The organism is Sulfurospirillum sp. (assembly GCF_036802865.1).
Classification (GTDB): Bacteria; Campylobacterota; Campylobacteria; order Campylobacterales; family Sulfurospirillaceae; genus Sulfurospirillum.
The window spans coordinates 137308-158434 of sequence record NZ_DAIRVK010000005.1 but is presented as its reverse complement, the minus strand read 5'-3'; the positions used below and the strand labels follow the sequence as shown (position 1 = coordinate 158434).

The window sequence follows — 21127 nt, the reverse complement described above, 5'->3', positions numbered from 1 at the left end:
TAAGATGTTAGGTTTGATTGTGAAGTACATAAAGAGGAACTTAATAAGTTGCTAATAAGTAGCGCAAAAGCAGATATTTGAGCGTTTATGTACCCTTGCGACCGCAAGCAAATCAAAGAAAAGACTCTATCAGAGGTTTTCTTAAAATCTGTTTTGTATGACGAAAAAAAGAGTTACTTTCGCATTCCCCGAAAGAGTTGAGAAAACGTAGAGCGTTTTTTAGCTTCCAGTGGAAAGCTTGGGTCACTCGCATGTCTTACATCTTCGATAGAGTAAACCGCTTGAGGATTATGAAAAGCTATGAGAGAGCGTACACGCTCGATGTCAGAGCGTTTGATGACGGTAAAAATGATATTGACAGCTCCCGTATTGCCCTCGCCATCCACAACAGTGACACTGTAACGAAGCGCACGTAAAGCTGCAACTAAAATATGCGAATCACGTTTGGTGATAATGCGCACAACCACCATACCAAGGGCTAAACGATTTTCGATAAACATGCCAATGTAATTACCGATAGAAAATCCCAGTGCATAGGCAATGTAATTAATAGGATTGGTCAGATTTGCCATAACTTTTGAAATCGCCATAAGCCAGATGCTCACTTCAAAAAAACCCAAAATGGGCGCCCAAAGTCTAAGCCCTTTGGAGACAAAAATAATGCGAAGTGTGCCAATGCTGACATCGGTAATACGCGCAAATGCAATTAAAACAGGAATCCCATACAAGCTAAACCACTCTTGTTGAAGCAACTCACCCATAGTTTTTCCTCATATTATGTTATTTTTTCTTAGTTTCTTGCATCATACATTGATATATGTCTATTATAACACCGCCACTTTAAAGCTGGCAAAGGTGTAAAATATGAGATTTATTAATAATTTCCTTATAATCCTATGATACTATTGTATCTTTAATAAAATATATTCTATGACTGAGAGCTCCATGCTTGTAAAACTCTTTTTTTTCTCTCTTTTTTTGTTAAGCTCTGTGCATGGTAAAGAGTATATTTTTGCGATGTACCCTGCCAACAACCCAACAAAAATAGTTCAGGCACTCACACCTTTAATGGAGTATCTAAGCCAGCAAAGTGGCGATACCTTTAAACTTGTTGTCACCAAAGATTACGATGAACTCACGCAGCGAATTGAAGAAAAAAGTGTTGATTTTGCATGGGTCAATAGCAAAAATTTTGTTTTACTCAAAGAAAAAAAACCCTCACTTCATTACCTTGTCACCTACCTTGAAAATTCTAAAAGTGGTCAAATCACTCCTTATTACCGATCGTTTATTGTCGCACTCAAAGAGACAAACATCACCACGCTTGAAAATGCGAAAGGAAAACACTTTGCCTTCACCGATAAAGAGTCAACCTCAGGTTATGCTTATCCGATGATGATTTTTGAAGATCATCGCATCAATCCCTATACCTTTTTTCAAAAAGTTTTTTTTCTTAAAAAGCATGATAAAGTCATTGAAGCACTGATCAATCATTCTATAGATATTGGAGCGATATCCGATGGTACATACTACAGCGCTCGTGCAAAGTATGGTGATAAATTCAATATTCTTGCCTTCTCCGTACCCATTCCCCTTGATGCCATCATTGCTTCTGAAAATGTTTCGATTGAAGAATCCCAACGCATCGCCAAATTGCTTGAGAACATGCCCAAAGATGCACCCTCTAATAAAGCTTTTGAGGAGCATTTAGGCTGGCTAAGTGCAGGTTTCGTGAAAAAAGATGAACACTTCTACGATACATTCAAAAAAACACTTAAAGTGCCTATCTATGAAACTTTACGATAAAATCCTACTCCTTACCACGCTGCAAATCATAGCGATTTTCATTTTTGGCATCTATCAAATTCAATCAATTTACCTCGCTCAAAAAAAGGCATTTGATCAAACAAATCTCATTCAAACAGAGGTGATTCAAAAGCGCTTTGAAGAAAAACTGAGTGAACTTCAAAAAACAGCGCACATATTAACCAATTCACAAGAAGTCATTACGGGAATTCTGAGCAATGACACCGATATGCTTTACAATTGGAGTAAGCTCTTTCTCTCTTCGTCCATTGACAAAATTCATTTTAGTGATTTAGATGGCATGGTGATTAGTCGAGGAGAAGCAGAATTTCGTTTTTCAGATGATGTTTCCAAACAGTTGTACATGCAACAAGCTCTTTTGAACAACACCTTCTTGGGTATTGATCGTGTCGATGGGGAAGAGTGTTTGGTCTATGCCGAACGCGTCAAACAGTATGGAGAAAAGCCTATTGGTATTATCAGTGTGGCTTTGGTTATCGACCATGCATTTCTCGCCTCTTTGGTTGAAGGAACTACGATGAGCCTCGCCTACCAATCAGAGCATCAAAACCTCTCAACCGCTAAAGAGAGAACGCTCATAAATGCCTCATCATTATCGTTGATGTTGCAATCAGGAAGTATCTCTGATGCCAACTTTAGCATCGGTTTAAGCTCAGAGAAGGAACTTTTAGCGCTCAAACAAGCCCGTACCAATTTTTTTCTTGGCATTGCACTTGCCTTGATTGTTCTTGTCATTGCGTTGCATTTTACACTCCTCAAATACCTCAAAGAGTATGAAGCATTGTCACAAATCTTGATTGATTTTTACGAAGATCGTCTTGATATAAAAGAGGTTATTGGCAAGATCAAACTCTCCATCAACAACCAACCGACCAGCGAAGTCAAAAAAATTGCCGAAGCACTTTTCAATATGAGCCAAAAAGTCTCAGACACCCAAAATGCGCTCGAACTCTTAAGCAGCACCGATCAGCTCACCACACTTGCCAACAGACGTAAATTGGAAGAGTATCTGGAGCAAAAACTCAAAGAAGCCAATCGAGGAAACTTTTTCTCCATAGTGATGCTTGATATTGACCGTTTTAAAACCATCAATGATACATATGGTCACGAGATAGGCGACCACGTTTTAATTCATACCGCAAAGCTTATGCAAGCGGTCATTCGAGAGAGCGATATGCTAGGGCGTTGGGGTGGAGAAGAGTTCTTACTGATTTTACCGCAAACGAATTTAGAAGGTGCGCTGGTTATGGCAGAAGCGTTGCGTTCAAAAATTTATCATTACGAATTTGAGCACTACCCACAGCGTGTTACGATGTGTTTAGGGGTCTCAGAATACCGCACGAGCGATACGCCTAATAGCATTCTAAGACGCGCAGATCACGCTCTGTATCGTGCTAAAAACAATGGTCGAAATAAGGTTGAATATGAAAATTAAACGACTTTTGTCAACCTTTTTAGTACTCACTCTTTCACTGTTTGCCAATGAAAAGCTTGTTTTTGGCGTTAATCCCTATAAAAGCCTTACAGAACTGCACATAATTCATGCTGAGCTCATTGCGTATCTTGAAAAAGAGCTTGATAGAGAGATTGTTTTTGTCGTATCAAAAGATTACAATCATCTCTTAACACTGATGGAACAAGGGCACATCGATATTGCGTCCATCTCTCCCAAACTTTTTGCAACATCACGCCAAAAAGGGATTCTAACCCATTATTTGGCAACATTCAAAATCAATGATGACCAAGGATATGCACGCAGTACGTATCATGGTTTGATCGTAACGCACAAAGAGAGTTCCATTCAAATGATGAGCGATTTAAAGCACAGAAGCTTTGGATTTACCGACACTCAATCAACATCAGGCTATTTCTACCCTCGCCTTTTAATGCGACAAAATGACATTGATCCCCAAAAAGATCTTGGGAAAGTTTATTTACTCAAAAAACACTCTAAAATTATTGATGCTATCTTGGGAAAGTCAATCGATGCAGGGGCAGTTTATGATGGAACGTATTTAACACTTTCAAAGGAGACGCAAGAAAAAATTCGTATTCTTGCTACTTCGGAAGAGATACCTTACGATGCGATGATTGCATCAAAACAACTCGACAAGGCATTGGTAGCAAAACTTCACGAGCTTCTTTTGAAGTTTCATTCAAACCAATCGTTCACAGGAAGCATTGCAGGGTTTGAGGAAAGACCGCTTGTTCTTTACGATAAACTCAACCACTTGGAGTGATTTTTTGCTTTACATGTAAACGTGAAAAGCTTAGAGAATGATCTCTTTCACACGCCCTACTTCACCGCTCTCTAAACGTACTTTAATACCATGCGGATGGTTCGCTGAGTTGGTAAGTATGTCTTTTACCACACCTTCGGTAAGCTTTCCCGTTCGTTGGTCTTCTTTTAAAACGATCTGTACTTTAACACCTTTTTTAATATTACTTCTACTTTGTCCAACACTCATTTTTATCCTTTATAGGTTCACGCTAAGAAAGTTTAGCACATAACGTTAAAAAAGCTTCGCCATAACGTTCAAACTTCACTTCACCCACTCCACTCACCTCTAACATCGCCTCTTTGTCTTGAGGCAATTTTTCTGCCATCTCTTTGAGGGTTTTATCGCTAAATACCACATAAGGAGGTATGCCATTTTCTTTGGCAATCTCCAAACGAAGGGCACGCAACTGCTCAAATGTGGAGAGTTCAAATGCTCCCGTAACAACTTGCTTAGTTTTTTTAGACGCTTTTTTTCGCTCTTCCAACCGTTTTGCATGAATGCTTACGCACAAACGCTCTCTAATAACCTGAGCGCCGTATTCACTCAAGCTCACCACACGGTACTCGCCTACTTTAAGGGCTTCAAGCTCCAAAAGCCTATCACCGATGGTAAGCCATTGTGCTTTGGTTTTATCTTTCCCAATGCCAAACACTGAGAGGCTTTGGTGTCCGTTTTGTTCTATTTTTTCGTTGTTTGAGCCCATCAAAACGTCAACCACGTATTGCAAACCAAAGCGTTGCCCCGTTCGGTACACACTCGATAACAGTTTAAGAGCCTCATGAGAGATATCCACACTCTCTTTTTCGCCATCAATACAGTTATCGCAACGCGTTATACAGGGCATAATCGCGTCATCAAAATAGGTCGCAATCTGTTGATGACGGCACACTTGTGACGAGGCAAACTTAGCCATTGCACCCAGTTTTTCATAGGCTACTTTTTGATACTCCGAAGCAGGCTGTTCACTGATACGACGTTTGTGCTCCACAATGTCTGAGGCTGAAAAAAGAAGCAAAGTCGAAGAAGGAAGTCCATCACGCCCTGCTCTACCTATCTCTTGGTAATAGTTCTCAATGGTTTTTGGCAAAGACATGTGCGCAACAAAACGAATATTGCTTTTATCGATGCCCATGCCAAATGCCACCGTTGCCACAACCACATCAATTTCATCGTTTAAAAAAGCGTGGTAGGTCTCATTTTTTTCTTCTGTCGAAAGCCCCGCATGATAAGCACATGAACGAATTTTATGCCCATTTAAAAACAGAGCCAAACTTTCGGTCTCTTTACGGCTAAGCGTATAGATGATGCCTCTCTCATTTTGAAATGCACTTAAAAAGCCAAGAAGTTGTTCTCGCCCATTGCCATTTCGATACTCTGCTTTGATCGTTAAATTATCACGCTCTACTTTCGCACGAATAATTAATGGATTTGACAAGCTTAACTGATGAAGAATGTCGTGTTCAACGATCTTCGTAGCGGTTGCCGTAAAAGCAGCAATAGGTGTTTGTGGGAAGTAGTGTTTAAGACGAAAGAGTTGTCGGTAATCTTCCCTAAACTCATGCCCCCACTCGCTCACACAATGCGCTTCATCGATGACAAAAAAATTAAGGCTAAGGGTTTGTAAAAAATTTAAAAAAGACTCCCCTTTTAAGCGCTCAGGGGCAACATACAAAAGTTTAAGCTCTCCCTTTCGACAGGCTTGCATGGTCTCTTGTATTTCAGAAGAAGATTGCATGGAAGAGATCATAGAAGCTTTAATGCCAAAGGCAGAAAGTGCGGTAATTTGGTCATGCATCAAAGCTAAAAGCGGTGAAATGACCACGCTCATGCCTTCCATTACAAGTGAAGGAAGCTGATAACAGAGTGATTTTCCAGCCCCTGTAGGCAAGATCATCATCACATCTTTGCGCTCTAAGATTGCATTAACGGCTTCTTCTTGATTGGCTCTAAAACGATGGTGTCCAAAGACACTCTGGAGTATTTGGTATTTTTTATCCACCTACAGTTCTATCTCGTCTCTCTCTTTTCCATCACTCACAAACCACTCATCTTCAATAAAATCATTTTCAACGATTTGAGTGACACTGCGCTTCATGTAGCGACCTGACGCGGTCACAGCAACTTCACCATCAGGAAGTATCAGCTCTCCCGTTCCTTCAAAAATACGCCCTTTATCACTCACGATACGCCCAACGACTTTGAGTTCGACATCCAAAGGAACAGGCTTTTTATACTTAAGATTAAGCTCGATGGTGACACCAAAGCTCTCTTGCCCATAGTGCGCCATAATGGCTCTGCCTATTGTCTCATCGAGAATCGTTGCTGAAATACCACCATGCAAGATACCAGGGTAGCTTTGAAGGTAAGTATGAGGCGTAAAATACGCCACAATTTCTTTGTTTTCAAGTTCGTAAAATTTTGTTTTCAGACCAAAAGGGTTTTGCACACCACAGACTAAACAGTTTTTAGAGATGTGCTGTTTCCCCGTGACTTTAAATTTCACGCCTCTTCTCCATGTACCTTTTCAAGCTCTTTGCGTACTTTGGAGTAGAGTTTTAGATCGACGATTTTGTAGCTTTTAAGAAGTCCATCTAAAAGGGCATCTTCAAGTTCTTGTTGATCTTCTTTATTTTCAGGAACAATTTTATCTTTAACCGTGCAGTTGTTACAAAAATCATACAAGTATGTCAAATCAATCTGATAATCCAAACGGTGTGTCAACTCATTTTTAAGCTTTCGTGTCTCATTCATAATGACAAATTCTTGCTCATTGATGGTTTTAAGAGAGCGTAACTCTTCAAGCAATTTAAACTGTGTCATACTACGAGACGTTCCAGGAATAAGCACTTCTGCGACAAACTCATAGTACGCTTCAACGGCAAGTACCATGACATAAAGGTTCTTACCAATAGGATTTTCTTCTTGCTCAATAAAATTTTTAAAATAGTGTAATTTTTGCATCTCAACGATCATTTTATTTACCTTTAATTCCATATTTAAAAGAGTTTAAACTCTCAATACGCTTTTAAAGCAAAGCTCTAAAAGCTACGCTAACGCTGAGTTTTGCTCGGCGCAAAGCCCACGCACCTTTGGTGCTTTATTATTTACCTTTTACTTTACAGTTTTTAGCATCAATGCCACACGATGTTTTAGCCGCTTTTTTAGCTTTTGATGCTTTGATCTCTTCACGTTTTTTACGAAGACTCATTGGTTTTCTATTGGCTTTATCACGATCAATTTTCGCTTTGATCGTATGTTTTTTTGACTCTTTATCAACCCATTCTTTGGTCTCAAATCCTGGGTAAAACTCTGTTTTAAGCGTGTATTTTAAGATCTTCTCGATCTCTTTTAATCTTAACTTCTCTTCTTGACAGACAAACGAAATCGCCCGCCCCTCTTTACCCGCACGCCCAGTTCTGCCCGCACGGTGTAGGTAATCTTCTGCATCACCTGGGAGTTCGTAGTTAATGACATACGGCAAATCTTCGATGTCAAGACCACGTGAAGCAATGTCTGTTGCAACTAAAACACGAATGGAGTTCTCTTTAAATGCAGCAACGGCTTTGGTACGTTGAGAGTGCGCTTTGTCGCCGTGCAGTACAAGGTTTTTTAGACCGCTTTTTGTTAGGTAATCGCCCACTTCGTCGGCACTCTGCTTGGTCTTGGTAAAGACCAATACTTGGTGCCAATTTTGTGAGCCGATCATAAAAGAGAGCAGTTCGCATTTACGTTCTTGATCCACCACGTAGATGGTTTGCTGTACATTTTTAGCAAATTCGCCTTGGTTGTTGATAGCAACGGTCACTGGCTTTTTCAAACTCACTTCAGAGAGGCGTTTGACTGACTTAGAAACACCCACTGAGAAAAGAAGTGTTTGACGTTTTTTAGGAAGCAAAGAGAGCAGAAGTTCTACCTCATCCCAAAAACCCATATCGAGGATTCTATCGGCTTCATCAAATACAACAATTTCAACACGAGAAAGATCAACGCTAGAGATTTTGATATGCTCAAGAAGCCTTCCAGGAGTGGCGATAAGAACATCAATGCCCTTTTCTAACTTCTTCACTTGGGGCGTAAACTTCACGCCACCGTAAATCGCCCCGATGTTTAACTCAAGGTTTTTGCCATACTCTTGCACGTTCATATTCACTTGTGATGCCAACTCACGCGTCGGCACTAAAATAAGCGCACGCACTACTTTTTTTGTGGTTGATTTTTGTGTTTTTTTAGCAAGAATTTGCAAAAGTGGAAGTGCATACGCAGCCGTCTTTCCTGTGCCGGTTTGAGCCGTTGCCATAACATCTTTACCCTCTAATACCAAAGGGATGACCTTTGTCTGCACAGGCGTTGGTTTTGTGTACCCAAGTTCAGTTACTGCTTCTTGTATCGGTGCAATCAAGCCTAGCTTTTCAAATAACATCTCTATCCTTTATTTATCTTAATGACACGATTGTACCTAAGTTTTATTTAAAGAATCGAACTGCCCTTATTTAAGGCATCTGAATGCTAAAGCTATTGCTGCCTTTACATGTAAAAGATTTATTGCCTAATTTCATTAAAGTTGCCTGTATACTTTACTCGTGCTGTGGTTGAACATCCTATAGTTTTTAGGTAATATTCACAATTTAAAATACAGGAGATAAAACACTATGAATACTATTTTTCCAGACATTATCAAATCCATTCCAGAAAGAGATTATGGTATTGAAGGACTTATCGTACACGAAGACCATACTTCACAAGGAACAATCTATTTCATCCATGCCCAAAAAGAAATACAATTCCCAGAACACGCTCACGAAGAACAATGGACTGTCGTACTTAGCGGGAAATGCACACTAACCATGAATGGTGAAACAAAAACGTATCAACAAGGTGATACATATCTTATTCCAAGTGGAATGAAGCACCAAATAAAATTTCATGCGGGATATTCAGAAGTAGATTATATTAATAACCCTCACGATAGTAAATAATCATAAACGTTTTCTAAAACTTGTTAATATTCCATAGATAACGCTTGGTATCAAAATCAAAATGGAGTCTAAGTTTTTTACTCCTAATAAGAACTTAGACTCCATTACTTACTCTATGAGATACGGATATCTTAATAAATGACTTACAAGATTATTTAAAACCTTGAGAATTCCAGATTCTTAGGGTCAGAGCTAAACTTTTAACTTTCATTTATCAACTCCATCAATTAAGTAAAATTAAATTCATGTAAAACGCAGTGAAAAACTATTCCACCCCTCTTTACAGGTAAGCTCAAATCCAAACCCATGTTTTTGTACGATTTTTTTGACAATACTCAGCCCTAAACCAAAGCCCTCTACACCTCTAGCATCATCTCCCTGGGCAAACGGTTCGCAGTAGTACGCCAACGCATGTTCGAGTGCTTCGCCCCTGCTTTTAACGCTGATGGTGCGCTCTTTTACTTCGATGAGAATGGGTTTTTGCGTCGTGTATTTTAGCGCATTATCGATCAAATTTTTAAGCGCGATGCTAAGGTAATTCAGATCACCCTTGATCTCAAAAGAGTCATCGATGTGAAGATCCACCAAGCTTTCATCATCAATCAGTGCGCGTGAAAGTGACTCGGAGATGAGCGTTTCGGCATCGAAACGCGTAAGATTTAGCTGCTCCATATTGGCATTGAGTCGTTCGATATCTAAAAGCTCTTTGGTCAGTTCATCAATCTGTGAAATCGCTTTTTTAAGGCTCTGCTGGTACTTACCCTCACCTAGCATCTCTAAGGCGAGCTTGGATTTGGCAAGTGGCGTTCTTAGCTCATGCCCGATGTCACGCAGTAAGCGTTGACGCGAGAGAATGAGCGCTTCGATGTTGGAAGCCATGGCATTAAAGGTGTCTGAGAGTTTTCCAAGCTCGTTGGAGCCAAAGTGTTTCATTCTTACATGTAAAGCACCTTCACCAAAGGTTTGAAGCGTTGAAGCGATCTGTTTGAGGGGGAAAATAAGCTTCATAATCATCAAAAAGGTAAGGAGAAGCACAAAAATATCGGCAAAGATCAGATACGTCACCATTCCTTGCCCTAAAATGCTCTCATCTTGTGCCCTATCACGCATCAGTAAACTTTCATCCAAATAACTCATCAGCAAAAGATACCTACCTTTTGGATCAATCAGAATTTTGATCTCCCCAAAAGAAGTGTTTTTTTCATACACTGTTTTTGAAAGTTCTAATACACTTTGCGTCCTAGAAATCACTTCAAAATCTAAAGATTGAAGTCTCTTTGAAAGAGCATTTTGGTCATTATTGGCAAGGTCGCGAAAGAGGTCTGTTGAGGCTTGAAGGTACTTCTCTTTTAAAAGCATCTCGATTTTAGCTTGGGTCAGTTGGCTGGTTTCGCGCGAGACAAAGAGCATCAAAGAGAGACTGACAATAAAGAGTAAGAAAAGTTTGGTGAAGATAGACATGTTAGCCTACCAACTTATAGCCGATGCCCCAAACCGACTTAATGTATTTGGGATTTTTAGAGTCATCGCCTATTTTGGCACGTAGATTGCTAATGTGCATATCCACCGTGCGATCTTTGGAGTTATAACCAATGCCGTTTATGGCGTTGAAAATGACTTCACGTGAAAAAACTTTGCCTTGATTGGAGAGTAAAAGAAGCAAGATGTCAAACTCGATTTTCGTAAGATCTAACGTATAGCCGTCCAAAGCAACTTCCATCTTCGCTTCATCGATTTCAAAATCCCCCACTCTTCTTTTTGACTGAGTGTTTCTTCGTAAAAAGGAGTTGATTTTTAAGACTAATTCACGTGGCTCATAAGGCTTAGCGAGGTAGTCATCTGCACCCACGCCATAGCCTAAGATTTTGTCACTGAGTTCATTGCGAGCTGAGGAAATAATGATATGCACATCACTCATGGATCGGATTTCTTTACAAACATCAAAACCATCCATCTGTGGTAGCATAAGATCAAGGACGATTACTTTATACTGTGTGGGACTCTCTTTTAGATGAGTGAGTGCGTCTTTAGGTTTATCGTAAGCCTTCACTTCAAAGTCATAATTTTGAAGGTACTCACTTATGAGTGATTGCATCTCCAAGTCATCCTCGATGAGTAAAATTTTCTCGCTCATTCGACTTCCCACTCTTCAAGGTTGTGTGCAAATTTTTTGCGTTGCTCTGGGGTTAAAAGGTTGTGCATTTGAAGCAAAAAACGACTCTCTATTGTACTAGCTTTTTGCGAGATGGCTTGATTGATTTTTTGCAAATCATCTTCGTTTAAAACTTCGCTCATCACTAAAGCCTCTTTTTCATCTTCCATCTTCTCTTTGAACTCACGAAATGCTTTGATATCCACGCGAAATTGTTTGAGAATACCCTTAGCAATCTCTTTTTGCTCAGAGGTTAACTCTAAATAAGAGAGATCTTTACTCAGGTGATGCTCTTTTTTACCGTCACTGGCATACAATGAAAGTGCGAGTAAAACAATGAGTAAAATTTTCATTTATAACCTTTTGATGTCTCGATTGTTCAGTAGTCCATTTTCAAAATTATCATGGCACGCCTTACAATTGGATGGTTTACCAATGTCTGCTTGTGCAAAAACAGCTTTGTCGATCTTTTTGTGGCGATTTTTCCAAAAAGGTGTTTCGGTAATAGCAAGATAGGTTTTCTCTTTGTCCAAGCTTGATAAAATGCGCAAAGATGAATCTTTTGTCGATGTCTCAGCACTGTTTTTCACTAAATATGCTTTGATAGACTCTGTGGTTGCAGTGTCCAGCGAGGCATCATCGCCAAAATGGTTTTGCAGAGTATCCATCATGCTTACCCATGATTTTGAGGGGAGTAAAAAAGGCGGATAGAGTGTATGACAACTGATACACTCTTTGTAAAACGCGCTGTTCTCTTTGGTATAGTCCATTTTTGGGTTACCATCGGCGATTAAAAGACTATTGGGAGCGAGTAGCATATAGACAAATGCAAAGAGTGACACACCAATAGCAATACCACCAAAAACTTTCTGTCCCAAAGTGAGTTTTACACCCTCTTCTTCACCCAGTTTATAGCCATCGACCATCGACTCTAATGCACGGGATTTGTGGAAGATTTTATCGACCAAAACGCCTGCTATATGCGCAAAGATGACTGCCATTAGGGCGTTGGAGAAAAGCTCATGCACCTCTTTGAAAAGCTTCATATCGCGAAACATCGTGTGATTCATAAAAGCAAACACGCCCATGCCCTCTTTCACGCCGTACGTTAAAGCACCTGTGATAACCGCCAAGAATGTCAAAACAATCATCGCGATGATGGCATAACTGGACGCTGGATTGTGTCCGATGTACTCTTTTTTGTTGCCCAAAATAGCAAGCATATACTCTTTAAGATCCATCAAATTAAAGTTAAAATCTTTAAATTTAGAGTATTTAACGTCCATAAAGCCCCAAAGTATTCTAAAAAGAAACAGCAGTGCAAGGGTATATCCAAGTGCTACATGTAATGTAAGGAGACGTTTAACTTCAGGGGTTAAGAAAACCGCTAACATCATCACCATAAGGAGTACATGTGAGACTCTTGTATAAAGTCCCCAAACAAATATTTTTTTCATTCCCATCTCCCGTGATTTGGTATAACAATGGCGCGTTCACTGTAATTACCTTTATCTGCTGTCGTATGACATACAAGACAATTGGAAAGTGAACCAACCTCTTTTTGCTCAATCAATTTTGCAGAAATTTTGCGATGCTCTTTCATAAAATAAGGCGACTTCGTGATTTGCATTGAGCTGTTGTTTGCGGTTATTTTACCACTTCCTGCATTATTTACGAGATAGCTCAAAATCTGTTCACTTTCAACCTTGCCCAAAGAGGCATCTGTACCAAAGTGATCGCTGAGATTTCCCATCACCTTTTCCCACGAAACTTTGTTTAAAAGAGCGGGTTGGTAACCAAAATGACAACTGGCACACTCTTTTTGGTACTGTGCATTATCGGCGGGTGCGACACTGCCTGCAAAGGCAAAACTTAGTCCAATGGCTGTGATTAAAAGTATCTTTTTCATAATATATCCTTTATTTAGTTCTGCCGATGCAATCGGCTAGCTTTAGTACCTTAGCGGTTAGCGTAGTCAAAAGAGCTTTGCTTTTTTGACGTGTGTAGACTTTGATAAAAGTCTATTGGTTAATGATGTAGGTTAAGACATCACCTTTTTCAAGCGCACTTCCCTCACGCGCAAACACATCGTTAAAATTACGTCTGAGCCACTTTTCGACCTCAGCAACATCGGTTAGTCGTGTAGGATTTGCCGAAGGAGCAAGGGCAAGAATTGGCTTATTGGTATTGACATTTTGCCCACCGTTTTTGAGATTGGTTGAATGACACGTAGTACAACTCATCTCGCCTCCTTTTTTGCCCGTATGTTTGGAGACAAAAATTGCCTCTCCACGCTTAGCATCAAAGCCTGTGAAACTTGGATTTGCTGCTTTTGCTTCGGCACTTAAGCCATCCATATAGGTTTTCATGGGGCCATTGAACTCTTTGGCATTCAGTAATGTGAGTGTCAGTAGTATAAAACAGAGTGTTTTTTTCATGGTTAACTCCTAAATTGATACTGAAATCTTAGGATAACAGTGTCAATTTAGGATTGACTTTTTCTTTACACTTTCTTTACATGTAAAGTTTTATTGAAGATCAGCTCGCGGTTCAAACGGTGAGATATTATTGAGAAACAGAGGTCCATAGGGTGTCTGCTTTTCAATGTCATAGTAACACTCAATGAGCGTTTTATCTGAAACGATCGCCCCTTTAATGATGCGAAGTATCTTAGCGGCATCGGTTCGAAGAATGTGGTTTGGTGCTTGAGAAGCAGAAGTAAAGTAACGGTGCATGCGGTAAATGAGCTTTTTGTTTTGAATCTCAACGATGAGCGAATCAATCGGCATTTTCCAAAACATAAAATTTTGCTTGACGTTGATGGAGATATACGCGGTATCCATCCCATAGACCTTTGTAGAGTGCGAGTCAAAAAAGTAGAGACTTTTGTTGTAGTTGTCGTAAAAGGTGTCGTGCATCAGCTCTAAAATCTGTATCTTTTCATTTTTTGTGTAAAAATTGCCTATGCGTGAAAAAGCAAAACGCAGAAGTGATTCGATGGAGTACCACTCGGTTGATTCAAATGCATAATTGGATATTTGCTCGTAGCGCAATTTTTTAAGTTCCACCGCTTCAGCGGAAATAACCCTTTTATAGGGAGTTGGTACAACTTTATCCCGATACGCAGGTCCAGGGAATTGGGGATGAATCACAAAGCGATCTTGCGCCTCTTTGTCTAAAATGTAGCGAAGTCCGCCCTCATACCCTTGATCGATAATGCGTATCTCATCTTTAGGAACGTGTTCCAACATATCTTCAAACTCAACTCCATGACACTCCTTCTCCCAAATGGAAGAGGGATAGCGAAAGAATTTAGAGATAGCCACTTTAACCTCAGTAGAAGGCTCTTTGGTAACCAACCTATCGATCCAAGCAGTCAAGGTTCTGCGATCTTTGTTAATGATGGAAGCAAACTTGGAGATGCTAAGACCTGAACGGTTGTAAATAGCAACTATTTTATCGATGGCGTTGTCGTACATGAAGCTCACCTTAGTACTTTTTTGATACATTTTGTATGAAAACTGTACGAGTCTAGCATCTATGTCTGAAAATTGTCTTAAAAAATCAAAACTAGTACACTGAATTCAACCTTAAGTAGTTATATAATTGTTCAAAATTTGTACTACAGGAGATCCACGTGTCATCGAAGTATGAGTCAACTTACAAAGAATCCATTGAGAACCCAGAGAAATTTTGGGCACAAGCGGCGACGAAAGTGCATTGGTATCACCAATGGGACAAAGTCTTAGATGTAGTCGATAACCACTACAGATGGTTTGTTGGCGGATGCATGAACAGCTGTTACAATGCGCTGGATTTGCACATTGACAATGGCAGAGGTGACCAACTTGCCATCATTTACGACTCTCCTGTCACCGATACCAAACGCACTTACACTTATAGAGAACTGCGCCAAAGAGTTTCCAAAACGGCTTCCATTCTTGTCAATAAAGGTGTTGTCAAGGGTGATCGTGTTGTCATTTATATGCCGATGATTCCTGAAGCGGTCATTGCGATGCTAGCCTGTGCGCGCATTGGTGCGATTCACTCGGTTGTCTTTGGCGGATTTGCGGCACACGAACTTGCCACACGCATTGACGATGCAAAACCTCGTGTCATCATCAGTGCCTCATGCGGTATCGAGATCAGTAAGCTCATCAAATACAAACCACTTTTGGATGAAGCCATCAAACAATCAACGCACAAACCAACCACCTGCCTTATCTGGCAACGTCCGCAAGAGCGCGCCAACATGCTTCCATGGCGTGATGTGGACTGGGAAGTGGAAGAGGAAAAAGCAGGCTTGGTTGAGTGTGTCCCTGTGGATGCAACTGACCCACTGTACATTCTCTACACATCAGGAACAACCGGCAAGCCTAAAGGCGTTATACGAAGCAATGGCGGTCACTCGGTTGCGATGAAATGGTCGATGGACAATGTCTACAACGCCAAACCAGGTGATGTCTTTTGGGCGGCAAGCGATGTGGGCTGGGTCGTAGGACACTCTTACATCGTTTATGGACCACTCATGAATGGCTGTACAACGGTTGTTTATGAAGGCAAACCTGTACGAACACCCAATCCTGGGGCTTTTTGGAGAATCTGTGATGAGTACAAAGTCAATATTCTCTTTGCCGCACCTACTGCATTTCGTGCCATCAAAAAAGAAGATAGCAAAGGCGAATGGGTCAAAAAATACGACCTCAGTTCACTTAAAAGCATTTTCCTAGCAGGGGAACGATGTGATAGCGATACGCTTGATTGGATCACTACGATCACAGGTAAACCAGCCATTGATCACTGGTGGCAAACAGAGACAGGTTGGGCAATAGCCGCCAATCCGATGGGGCTTGATCCTATGCCTGTAAAATCAGGTTCGCCAACCAAACCGATGCCAGGGTTTAACCTCAAAGTTTTGGATGAACAAGGTAATGAATGCAAACCAAGTCAATTGGGAAATCTTGTCCTCAAGCTCCCTCTTCCACCTTCATGCTTGATGAGTATTTGGTCGGATGATCAACGCTATAAAAAATCCTACCTCAGCTTCTATCCAGGCTACTACCTTACAGGAGACAGCGGATACATTGATGAAGATGGCTATGTGTGGGTTATGGGAAGGATGGACGGTGTCATCAACGTCGCAGGACACAGGCTTTCTACGGGGGAGATGGAAGAGGTTATCGCCAAGCATCCTGATGTGGCTGAGTGCGCTGTTATTGGTGTGGATGATGAACTTAAAGGTGAAGTCCCGATGGCGTTTGTGGTGCTCAAAGATGGCATCGAGCGCGATCATCGCTCCATCGCCGATGGCGTGGTGCAACTGGTACGTGAAGAAATTGGTGCGGTTGCGGCACTCAAACTGGCTACGGTCATTGAGAAACTCCCAAAAACACGCAGTGGAAAGATACTAAGAGCTACTATGCGCTCTATGGCGGATGGCAAAGAGTGGACTGTTCCCTCCACCATTGAAGATGAAAGCGTACTACCAGAAATTCAAAAATCAATCGAAAAACTAGGATACCCAATCCCTAAAAAAGGAAAAAAATGAGCATGATCAGCGCAGGCGCACAGTTTAGAAAAGCAGTTAAAGAGAGTCACCCCCTTCAAATCGTCGGTGTCATCAATGCCTACAGCGCGATGCAAGCAGAGCGTGTCGGGCACAAAGCCCTTTACCTCAGCGGTGCAGGTGTTGCCAATGCTAGCATCGGACTTCCAGATCTTGGCATGACCAACTTAGAAGATGTGTGCATTGATGTAAGACGTATCACCAGTGCGAGTTCACTACCTCTTTTGGTTGATGCAGACACAGGTTGGGGAGGTGCGTTTAACATCGCTCGTACCATCAAAGAACTCACCCGTGCAGGAGCTGCGGCATGTCACCTTGAAGACCAAGTCGCACAAAAACGTTGTGGTCATCGCCCTAACAAAGAGCTTGTGAGCAAAGAAGAGATGTGTGATCGCATTAAAGCGGCAATGGATGGCAAAATTGACAGTGAATTTGTCGTTATGGCACGCACCGACGCTCATGCGATGGAAGGACAAGCAGCTGCGCTTGAGCGGGCTCAGGCTTATGTTGAAGCGGGAGCTGACATGATCTTTGCTGAAGCCATTCACACACTTGAAGAGTACAAACAATTCACTAAAATCATCAAAGTACCCGTGCTTGCCAACATCACCGAATTTGGGCAAACACCCTACTTTACATGCAATGAATTAGACTCTGTTGGTATCGCCATGGTGCTTTACCCTCTTTCAGGTTTCCGTGCGATGAATCAAGCAGCCTTAACCGTTTTTAAAGACATCTTGAAAAATGGCAGTCAAAAAAACTCAATTCCTCTCATGCAAACACGTGCAGAGTTGTACGATATGTTGAATTACCACGCTTTTGAAGAGAAGATTGACGCACTGTTTACAGGTAAAGATCAAAAGTAATCGTTGTGCATGTAAACGTTTCTGCCAACACCGTTGGCAAGCTTTAGCGCCTCAGTGGCTAACGTAGGGAAAGGAGCTTTGCTTCTTTCCCGTATGAGAATAAAAAGTAAAAAGGAAAATACTATGGAAGCAAAAGAGACAAAAAAAACGGGTGGGCTCGCAGGGATTGTGGCAGGTCGTTCTGCTATTTGTACAGTAGGCACCGGGCATGGTTTAAATTATCGTGGCTATGACATTTACGATTTGGCTAAAAATGCGACCTTTGAGGAAGTCTCGTACCTTTTAACCAAAGGCGTATTACCAACACAAAGCGAACTTGAAGATTATAAAAGAGAACTTATTAAAGCACGTGCTCTTCCTGAAGCACTCAAAGTCGTTTTACGCTCTTTACCTAAGAATGCCCATCCGATGGACATTATGCGTACGGGCTGTTCAGCACTCGGCTGTTTAGAGCCAGAAGCCGACAATTTTAGTGACCAAGATGCAAAAATTACCCGTTTGATGGGTGTTTTTCCTTCTATCTTACTCTACTGGCATCACTACCACATTAACGGCAAAGAGATCGATACTAACAGTTCTCAAGATACCATCGGTGGTTATTTTTTAGAAAAACTACACAACAAACAACCTAGCGAGCTTTGGATCAAAGCGATGCACGTCTCGTTAATTCTCTATGCTGAACATGAATTTAATGCTTCGACCTTTGCGGCACGCATCGGTGCATCCACACTTTCAGATATCTACTCAGCGATCACCGCTGCAATTGGTGTGCTTCGTGGACCATTACACGGTGGGGCAAATGAAGCGGCGATGGAGCTTATCTCTGAGTATACTTCAGCATCTCAAGCGACCAGTGGCATTCATGCAAAACTGGATAGCAAAGCCAAAATCATGGGCTTTGGTCACCGTGTGTATGTGAGCAATGACCCACGTAACATTGTCATTAAAGAGTGGTCACGCAAACTTGCTGATGATGTGGGCAATGCTACCATCTTCCCTATCTCGGAAGCTATTGAAAAAGTAATGTGGGATGAGAAAAAACTCTTTCCAAATCTTGATTTCTACAGTGCTTCAACGTACCATTTCATGGGCATTCCAACGGCATACTTTACCCCAATTTTCGTTATGAGCCGAACAGCAGGTTGGGCGGCACACGTAGTAGAACAACGAGGAGACAATAAACTGATTCGCCCAAGTTCAGAGTACATAGGACCAGAGAATCGAGCCTATGTTGACATCAAAAATAGATAATTAAAGGAACACCATGAGTACAGATATGGGTATTTTAGATACCAAACGACCAGAATTTGACCCACTTTTAACGGACATCGCACGCTATGCTTCTGAATTTAGCATTAAAAGTGACGATGCCTATGAGACAGCACGTTACTGTTTAATGGATACCCTAGGATGTGGTCTTTTAGCACTTAAATTTCCACAATGCACCAAACTTTTAGGACCTGTGGTTCCAGGAGCTTCTATGCCCTATTTAGGGGCAAAAGTGCCAGGTACTTCGTATCAGCTTGACCCAGAACGTGCCGCATTTAATGTGGGTGCGATGGTAAGATGGCTTGATTTTAACGACACCTGGTTGGCTGCTGAATGGGGACATCCAAGCGATAATCTAGGTGCTATTTGGGCGGTAGGTGATTACATCAGCCGTCGAAATATAAGCGAGGGCAAAGCACCCCTTAAAGTCAAAGACATTTTAACCGCGATGATCAAAGCGCATGAAATTCAAGGTATTTTAGCGCTTGAAAACTGCTTTAACAAAGAGGGAATGGATCACGTGCTTTTAGTACGCGTGGCATCTACAGCGGTTGCAGCAGCAATGCTTGGGGGAACATTTGAAGAGATCAGAAATGCTGTCTCACACGCATGGGTCGATGGTGGAGCGCTTCGTTGTTACCGTCATGCCCCAAATACAGGTTCACGTAAATCATGGGCGGCAGGCGATGCCAGCAGCCGTGGTGTCAACCTTGCCCTTAAAGCACTTGCAGGCGAGATGGGTTACCCATCGGCTCTCAGTGCAAAATTTTGGGGTTACGAAGATGTCAAAATGGGCGGTAAGAAACTCACCATTCCACAACCATTTGGCAGTTACGTGATGGAACAAGTCCTTTTCAAGATCAGCTTCCCAGCCGAATTTCATGCCCAAACAGCCGTTGAGTGTGCTGTGAAATTGCATGATGAAGTTAAAGAGAAGCTTGATGCGATCGAAAAAATTGTTATTACAACCCAAGAGTCAGGTCATCGCATCATCAATAAAGTAGGCCCTCTTGCCAATCCAGCCGACCGTGACCACTGCATTCAATACATGGTTGCCATTCCATTAATTCACGGCACATTAGTCGCAGAACATTACGAAGATGCCTATGCAAACGATCCTCGTGTTGATAAACTCAGAGACAAAATGGAAGTTGTCGTCGATGCGCGTTACACTAAAGAGTACCTCGAAGCCGATAAACGCTCCATCGCCAATGCCGTGCAAATCTTCTACAAAGATGGCACAAAAAGCGAAAAAGTCGAAGTCGAGTACCCAATAGGACATAAACGCAGACGAAAAGATGGTATTCCTCTTTTGATCTCAAAATTCAAACACAATCTAGCAGGACGACTTAGCCCAAAACAATGCGCAACGATAGAGCATATTTGTGACACTCAAGTCAGTTTAGAGAGTATGAATTTCAACGAATTTAGCGACCTATTTGCTCTTTAACATTTAAGAAGCCCTTTTAATGGGGGGCTTCTTCTCTTCTTTTTCTCGTTAACATTTCTAATGTACAATAGTGCATCTTGTTTTTATACGTAAGGACTTGTCATGCGCACTCTTTTTACTACGCTTCTACTTTTTTTAGCCCTTATACTGAACGGTTGTGCTCCTAAAGAGGTTAATTTAGCAACCATCAATCCTGTCTTTAAACCGATGCCAAATCAAATTATTGCCGTCTATAATCCAGACCAAGACACCATCATGTTTCATGAATTTTCACTCAAAAACGCCATTTTAGTTGAACAGACTTGGGGAAAAGTACTGCCATTTCGAGTCGAATTTATGGATTTGTGGGTGACAGGACTAGGACACGATCTTCGCCGTCTCACCAATGGAAATGCTGAAACCATCAAAGACGCACTCATGTATGATGCAGGATTGCAAGGAATGCAAACGCTTCATGTCAATCAAAGAGATTACATCATCAACTACGAATTTGCCAGAGATATGGTCACCGCCATTGATCGTTACGAAGAGAAGATCAAACGCTATCAAAGAGACCGCGAATTTCCCTATCTTTTAAGACGCTAAGAGCTGTTTAGCTCTTTTTGAGGCAAGAGAAGGCATACTTATCTTTACAAAAGCTCTGCAAGAACTCTTGTATCACGTCTTTTAGGCAAAGCCTAAAAGCCTACGCTAAGCCGCTGTGGCGCTAAAGCTAGCCTCTTTCGAGGCAGAAAAATTC

At 41.4% G+C, this 21127-nt stretch carries 22 protein-coding genes; 9 read left to right on the top strand and 13 right to left on the bottom strand.

All coding sequences use genetic code 11. From position 1 onward, the window contains the following. Nucleotides 1-173: 173 nt before the first annotated feature. Nucleotides 174-761 (bottom strand): DUF2179 domain-containing protein, encoded by a 588-nt coding sequence (locus V7Q04_RS11455; protein ID WP_333805256.1) that lies wholly within the window; start codon nucleotides 759-761, stop codon nucleotides 174-176. Between the two features lie 169 nt (nucleotides 762-930). On the opposite strand from V7Q04_RS11455, the gene V7Q04_RS11450 reads away from it, so the two are divergent. From V7Q04_RS11450 to V7Q04_RS11440, 3 genes are read left to right on the top strand one after another with little or no spacing between them, the layout of a single operon-like run. Beyond that, nucleotides 931-1806 (top strand): phosphate/phosphite/phosphonate ABC transporter substrate-binding protein, encoded by an 876-nt coding sequence (locus V7Q04_RS11450; protein ID WP_333805254.1) that lies wholly within the window; start codon nucleotides 931-933, stop codon nucleotides 1804-1806. Beyond that, on the top strand, nucleotides 1790-3262 hold the full coding sequence (locus V7Q04_RS11445; RefSeq protein ID WP_333805252.1) for a sensor domain-containing diguanylate cyclase: 1473 nt from the start codon (nucleotides 1790-1792) through the stop codon (nucleotides 3260-3262). Before V7Q04_RS11450 ends, V7Q04_RS11445 begins: the two co-directional genes overlap by 17 nt. Beyond that, a complete protein-coding gene (locus V7Q04_RS11440; protein WP_333805251.1) occupies nucleotides 3252-4067 on the top strand; it encodes a phosphate/phosphite/phosphonate ABC transporter substrate-binding protein in 816 nt (271 codons plus the stop codon). Before V7Q04_RS11445 ends, V7Q04_RS11440 begins: the two co-directional genes overlap by 11 nt. Nucleotides 4068-4097: 30 nt before the next feature. Here the strand turns inward: V7Q04_RS11440 and V7Q04_RS11435 are convergent, their stop codons facing one another. From V7Q04_RS11435 to V7Q04_RS11415, 5 genes are all read right to left on the bottom strand, one after another. Further along, nucleotides 4098-4295: a YwbE family protein gene (locus V7Q04_RS11435; protein WP_333805250.1), complete on the bottom strand. Its 198-nt coding sequence runs from the start codon at nucleotides 4293-4295 to the stop codon at nucleotides 4098-4100. A 22-nt stretch (nucleotides 4296-4317) separates the two neighbouring features. Further along, a complete protein-coding gene (gene recQ / locus V7Q04_RS11430) occupies nucleotides 4318-6108 on the bottom strand; it encodes a DNA helicase RecQ (RefSeq protein WP_333805249.1) in 1791 nt (596 codons plus the stop codon). After that, nucleotides 6109-6612 (bottom strand): PaaI family thioesterase, encoded by a 504-nt coding sequence (locus V7Q04_RS11425; RefSeq protein WP_333805248.1) that lies wholly within the window; start codon nucleotides 6610-6612, stop codon nucleotides 6109-6111. It abuts the gene before it with no gap. After that, nucleotides 6609-7082, bottom strand: a complete 474-nt coding sequence (locus tag V7Q04_RS11420; RefSeq protein WP_333805247.1) for a hypothetical protein — start codon at nucleotides 7080-7082, stop codon at nucleotides 6609-6611. Before V7Q04_RS11420 ends, V7Q04_RS11425 begins: the two co-directional genes overlap by 4 nt. A gap of 127 nt (nucleotides 7083-7209) precedes the next feature. Next, complete coding sequence (locus V7Q04_RS11415; RefSeq protein ID WP_333805246.1) at nucleotides 7210-8529, bottom strand: DEAD/DEAH box helicase; 1320 nt, start codon at nucleotides 8527-8529, stop codon at nucleotides 7210-7212. A gap of 229 nt (nucleotides 8530-8758) precedes the next feature. Here V7Q04_RS11415 and V7Q04_RS11410 point away from each other — a divergent pair, with 229 nt between their 5' ends. Beyond that, a complete protein-coding gene (locus tag V7Q04_RS11410; RefSeq protein ID WP_333805245.1) occupies nucleotides 8759-9085 on the top strand; it encodes a cupin domain-containing protein in 327 nt (108 codons plus the stop codon). Nucleotides 9086-9328: 243 nt separating this feature from the next. On the opposite strand, the gene V7Q04_RS11405 is transcribed toward V7Q04_RS11410, so the two are convergent. From V7Q04_RS11405 to V7Q04_RS11375, 7 genes are all read right to left on the bottom strand, one after another. Further along, nucleotides 9329-10546 (bottom strand): ArsS family sensor histidine kinase, encoded by a 1218-nt coding sequence (locus V7Q04_RS11405; RefSeq protein ID WP_333805243.1) that lies wholly within the window; start codon nucleotides 10544-10546, stop codon nucleotides 9329-9331. A 1-nt stretch (nucleotide 10547) separates the two neighbouring features. Next, entirely contained in the window at nucleotides 10548-11219 is a 672-nt protein-coding gene (locus tag V7Q04_RS11400; RefSeq protein ID WP_333805240.1) for a response regulator transcription factor, read from the bottom strand. Next, on the bottom strand, nucleotides 11216-11590 hold the full coding sequence (locus V7Q04_RS11395) for a Spy/CpxP family protein refolding chaperone (RefSeq protein ID WP_333805239.1): 375 nt from the start codon (nucleotides 11588-11590) through the stop codon (nucleotides 11216-11218). The genes V7Q04_RS11400 and V7Q04_RS11395 overlap by 4 nt, the downstream gene beginning before the upstream one ends. Next, nucleotides 11591-12694: a cytochrome b/b6 domain-containing protein gene (locus V7Q04_RS11390; RefSeq protein WP_333805238.1), complete on the bottom strand. Its 1104-nt coding sequence runs from the start codon at nucleotides 12692-12694 to the stop codon at nucleotides 11591-11593. Further along, on the bottom strand, nucleotides 12691-13146 hold the full coding sequence (locus V7Q04_RS11385) for a diheme cytochrome c (RefSeq protein ID WP_333805237.1): 456 nt from the start codon (nucleotides 13144-13146) through the stop codon (nucleotides 12691-12693). The genes V7Q04_RS11390 and V7Q04_RS11385 overlap by 4 nt, the downstream gene beginning before the upstream one ends. A 112-nt stretch (nucleotides 13147-13258) precedes the next feature. Then, nucleotides 13259-13675, bottom strand: a complete 417-nt coding sequence (locus tag V7Q04_RS11380; protein ID WP_333805236.1) for a DUF1924 domain-containing protein — start codon at nucleotides 13673-13675, stop codon at nucleotides 13259-13261. 90 nt (nucleotides 13676-13765) lie between these two features. Beyond that, a complete protein-coding gene (locus tag V7Q04_RS11375; protein WP_333805234.1) occupies nucleotides 13766-14716 on the bottom strand; it encodes a hypothetical protein in 951 nt (316 codons plus the stop codon). 158 nt (nucleotides 14717-14874) lie between these two features. On the opposite strand from V7Q04_RS11375, the gene V7Q04_RS11370 reads away from it, so the two are divergent. From V7Q04_RS11370 to V7Q04_RS11350, 5 genes are all read left to right on the top strand, one after another. Beyond that, nucleotides 14875-16785 carry a propionyl-CoA synthetase gene (locus tag V7Q04_RS11370; protein WP_333805232.1) on the top strand — a complete coding sequence of 637 codons (1911 nt, stop codon included), beginning with the start codon at nucleotides 14875-14877 and terminating at the stop codon, nucleotides 16783-16785. A gap of 5 nt (nucleotides 16786-16790) precedes the next feature. Beyond that, nucleotides 16791-17669, top strand: a complete 879-nt coding sequence (prpB, locus tag V7Q04_RS11365) for a methylisocitrate lyase (RefSeq protein ID WP_333805369.1) — start codon at nucleotides 16791-16793, stop codon at nucleotides 17667-17669. Nucleotides 17670-17792: 123 nt separating this feature from the next. Beyond that, a complete protein-coding gene (gene prpC / locus V7Q04_RS11360; protein ID WP_333805230.1) occupies nucleotides 17793-18920 on the top strand; it encodes a bifunctional 2-methylcitrate synthase/citrate synthase in 1128 nt (375 codons plus the stop codon). 13 nt (nucleotides 18921-18933) lie between these two features. Further along, nucleotides 18934-20388, top strand: coding sequence for a 2-methylcitrate dehydratase (gene prpD / locus V7Q04_RS11355; protein ID WP_333805229.1), 1455 nt, complete (start codon nucleotides 18934-18936; stop codon nucleotides 20386-20388). A gap of 102 nt (nucleotides 20389-20490) precedes the next feature. Next, nucleotides 20491-20973 carry a hypothetical protein gene (locus tag V7Q04_RS11350; protein ID WP_333805228.1) on the top strand — a complete coding sequence of 161 codons (483 nt, stop codon included), beginning with the start codon at nucleotides 20491-20493 and terminating at the stop codon, nucleotides 20971-20973. Nucleotides 20974-21127 lie beyond the last annotated feature (154 nt).

Coding starts and splice junctions, on each gene's coding strand:
- V7Q04_RS11455 (WP_333805256.1), bottom strand. CDS start 761: ATGGGTGAGTTGCTTCAACAAGAGTGGTTTAGCTTGTATGGGATTCCT.
- V7Q04_RS11450 (WP_333805254.1), top strand. CDS start 931: ATGACTGAGAGCTCCATGCTTGTAAAACTCTTTTTTTTCTCTCTTTTT.
- V7Q04_RS11445 (WP_333805252.1), top strand. CDS start 1,790: ATGAAACTTTACGATAAAATCCTACTCCTTACCACGCTGCAAATCATA.
- V7Q04_RS11440 (WP_333805251.1), top strand. CDS start 3,252: ATGAAAATTAAACGACTTTTGTCAACCTTTTTAGTACTCACTCTTTCA.
- V7Q04_RS11435 (WP_333805250.1), bottom strand. CDS start 4,295: ATGAGTGTTGGACAAAGTAGAAGTAATATTAAAAAAGGTGTTAAAGTA.
- V7Q04_RS11420 (WP_333805247.1), bottom strand. CDS start 7,082: ATGATCGTTGAGATGCAAAAATTACACTATTTTAAAAATTTTATTGAG.
- V7Q04_RS11415 (WP_333805246.1), bottom strand. CDS start 8,529: ATGTTATTTGAAAAGCTAGGCTTGATTGCACCGATACAAGAAGCAGTA.
- V7Q04_RS11410 (WP_333805245.1), top strand. CDS start 8,759: ATGAATACTATTTTTCCAGACATTATCAAATCCATTCCAGAAAGAGAT.
- V7Q04_RS11405 (WP_333805243.1), bottom strand. CDS start 10,546: ATGTCTATCTTCACCAAACTTTTCTTACTCTTTATTGTCAGTCTCTCT.
- V7Q04_RS11400 (WP_333805240.1), bottom strand. CDS start 11,219: ATGAGCGAGAAAATTTTACTCATCGAGGATGACTTGGAGATGCAATCA.
- V7Q04_RS11395 (WP_333805239.1), bottom strand. CDS start 11,590: ATGAAAATTTTACTCATTGTTTTACTCGCACTTTCATTGTATGCCAGT.
- V7Q04_RS11390 (WP_333805238.1), bottom strand. CDS start 12,694: ATGAAAAAAATATTTGTTTGGGGACTTTATACAAGAGTCTCACATGTA.
- V7Q04_RS11385 (WP_333805237.1), bottom strand. CDS start 13,146: ATGAAAAAGATACTTTTAATCACAGCCATTGGACTAAGTTTTGCCTTT.
- V7Q04_RS11380 (WP_333805236.1), bottom strand. CDS start 13,675: ATGAAAAAAACACTCTGTTTTATACTACTGACACTCACATTACTGAAT.
- V7Q04_RS11375 (WP_333805234.1), bottom strand. CDS start 14,716: ATGTACGACAACGCCATCGATAAAATAGTTGCTATTTACAACCGTTCA.
- prpC (WP_333805230.1), top strand. CDS start 17,793: ATGGAAGCAAAAGAGACAAAAAAAACGGGTGGGCTCGCAGGGATTGTG.
- prpD (WP_333805229.1), top strand. CDS start 18,934: ATGAGTACAGATATGGGTATTTTAGATACCAAACGACCAGAATTTGAC.
- V7Q04_RS11350 (WP_333805228.1), top strand. CDS start 20,491: ATGCGCACTCTTTTTACTACGCTTCTACTTTTTTTAGCCCTTATACTG.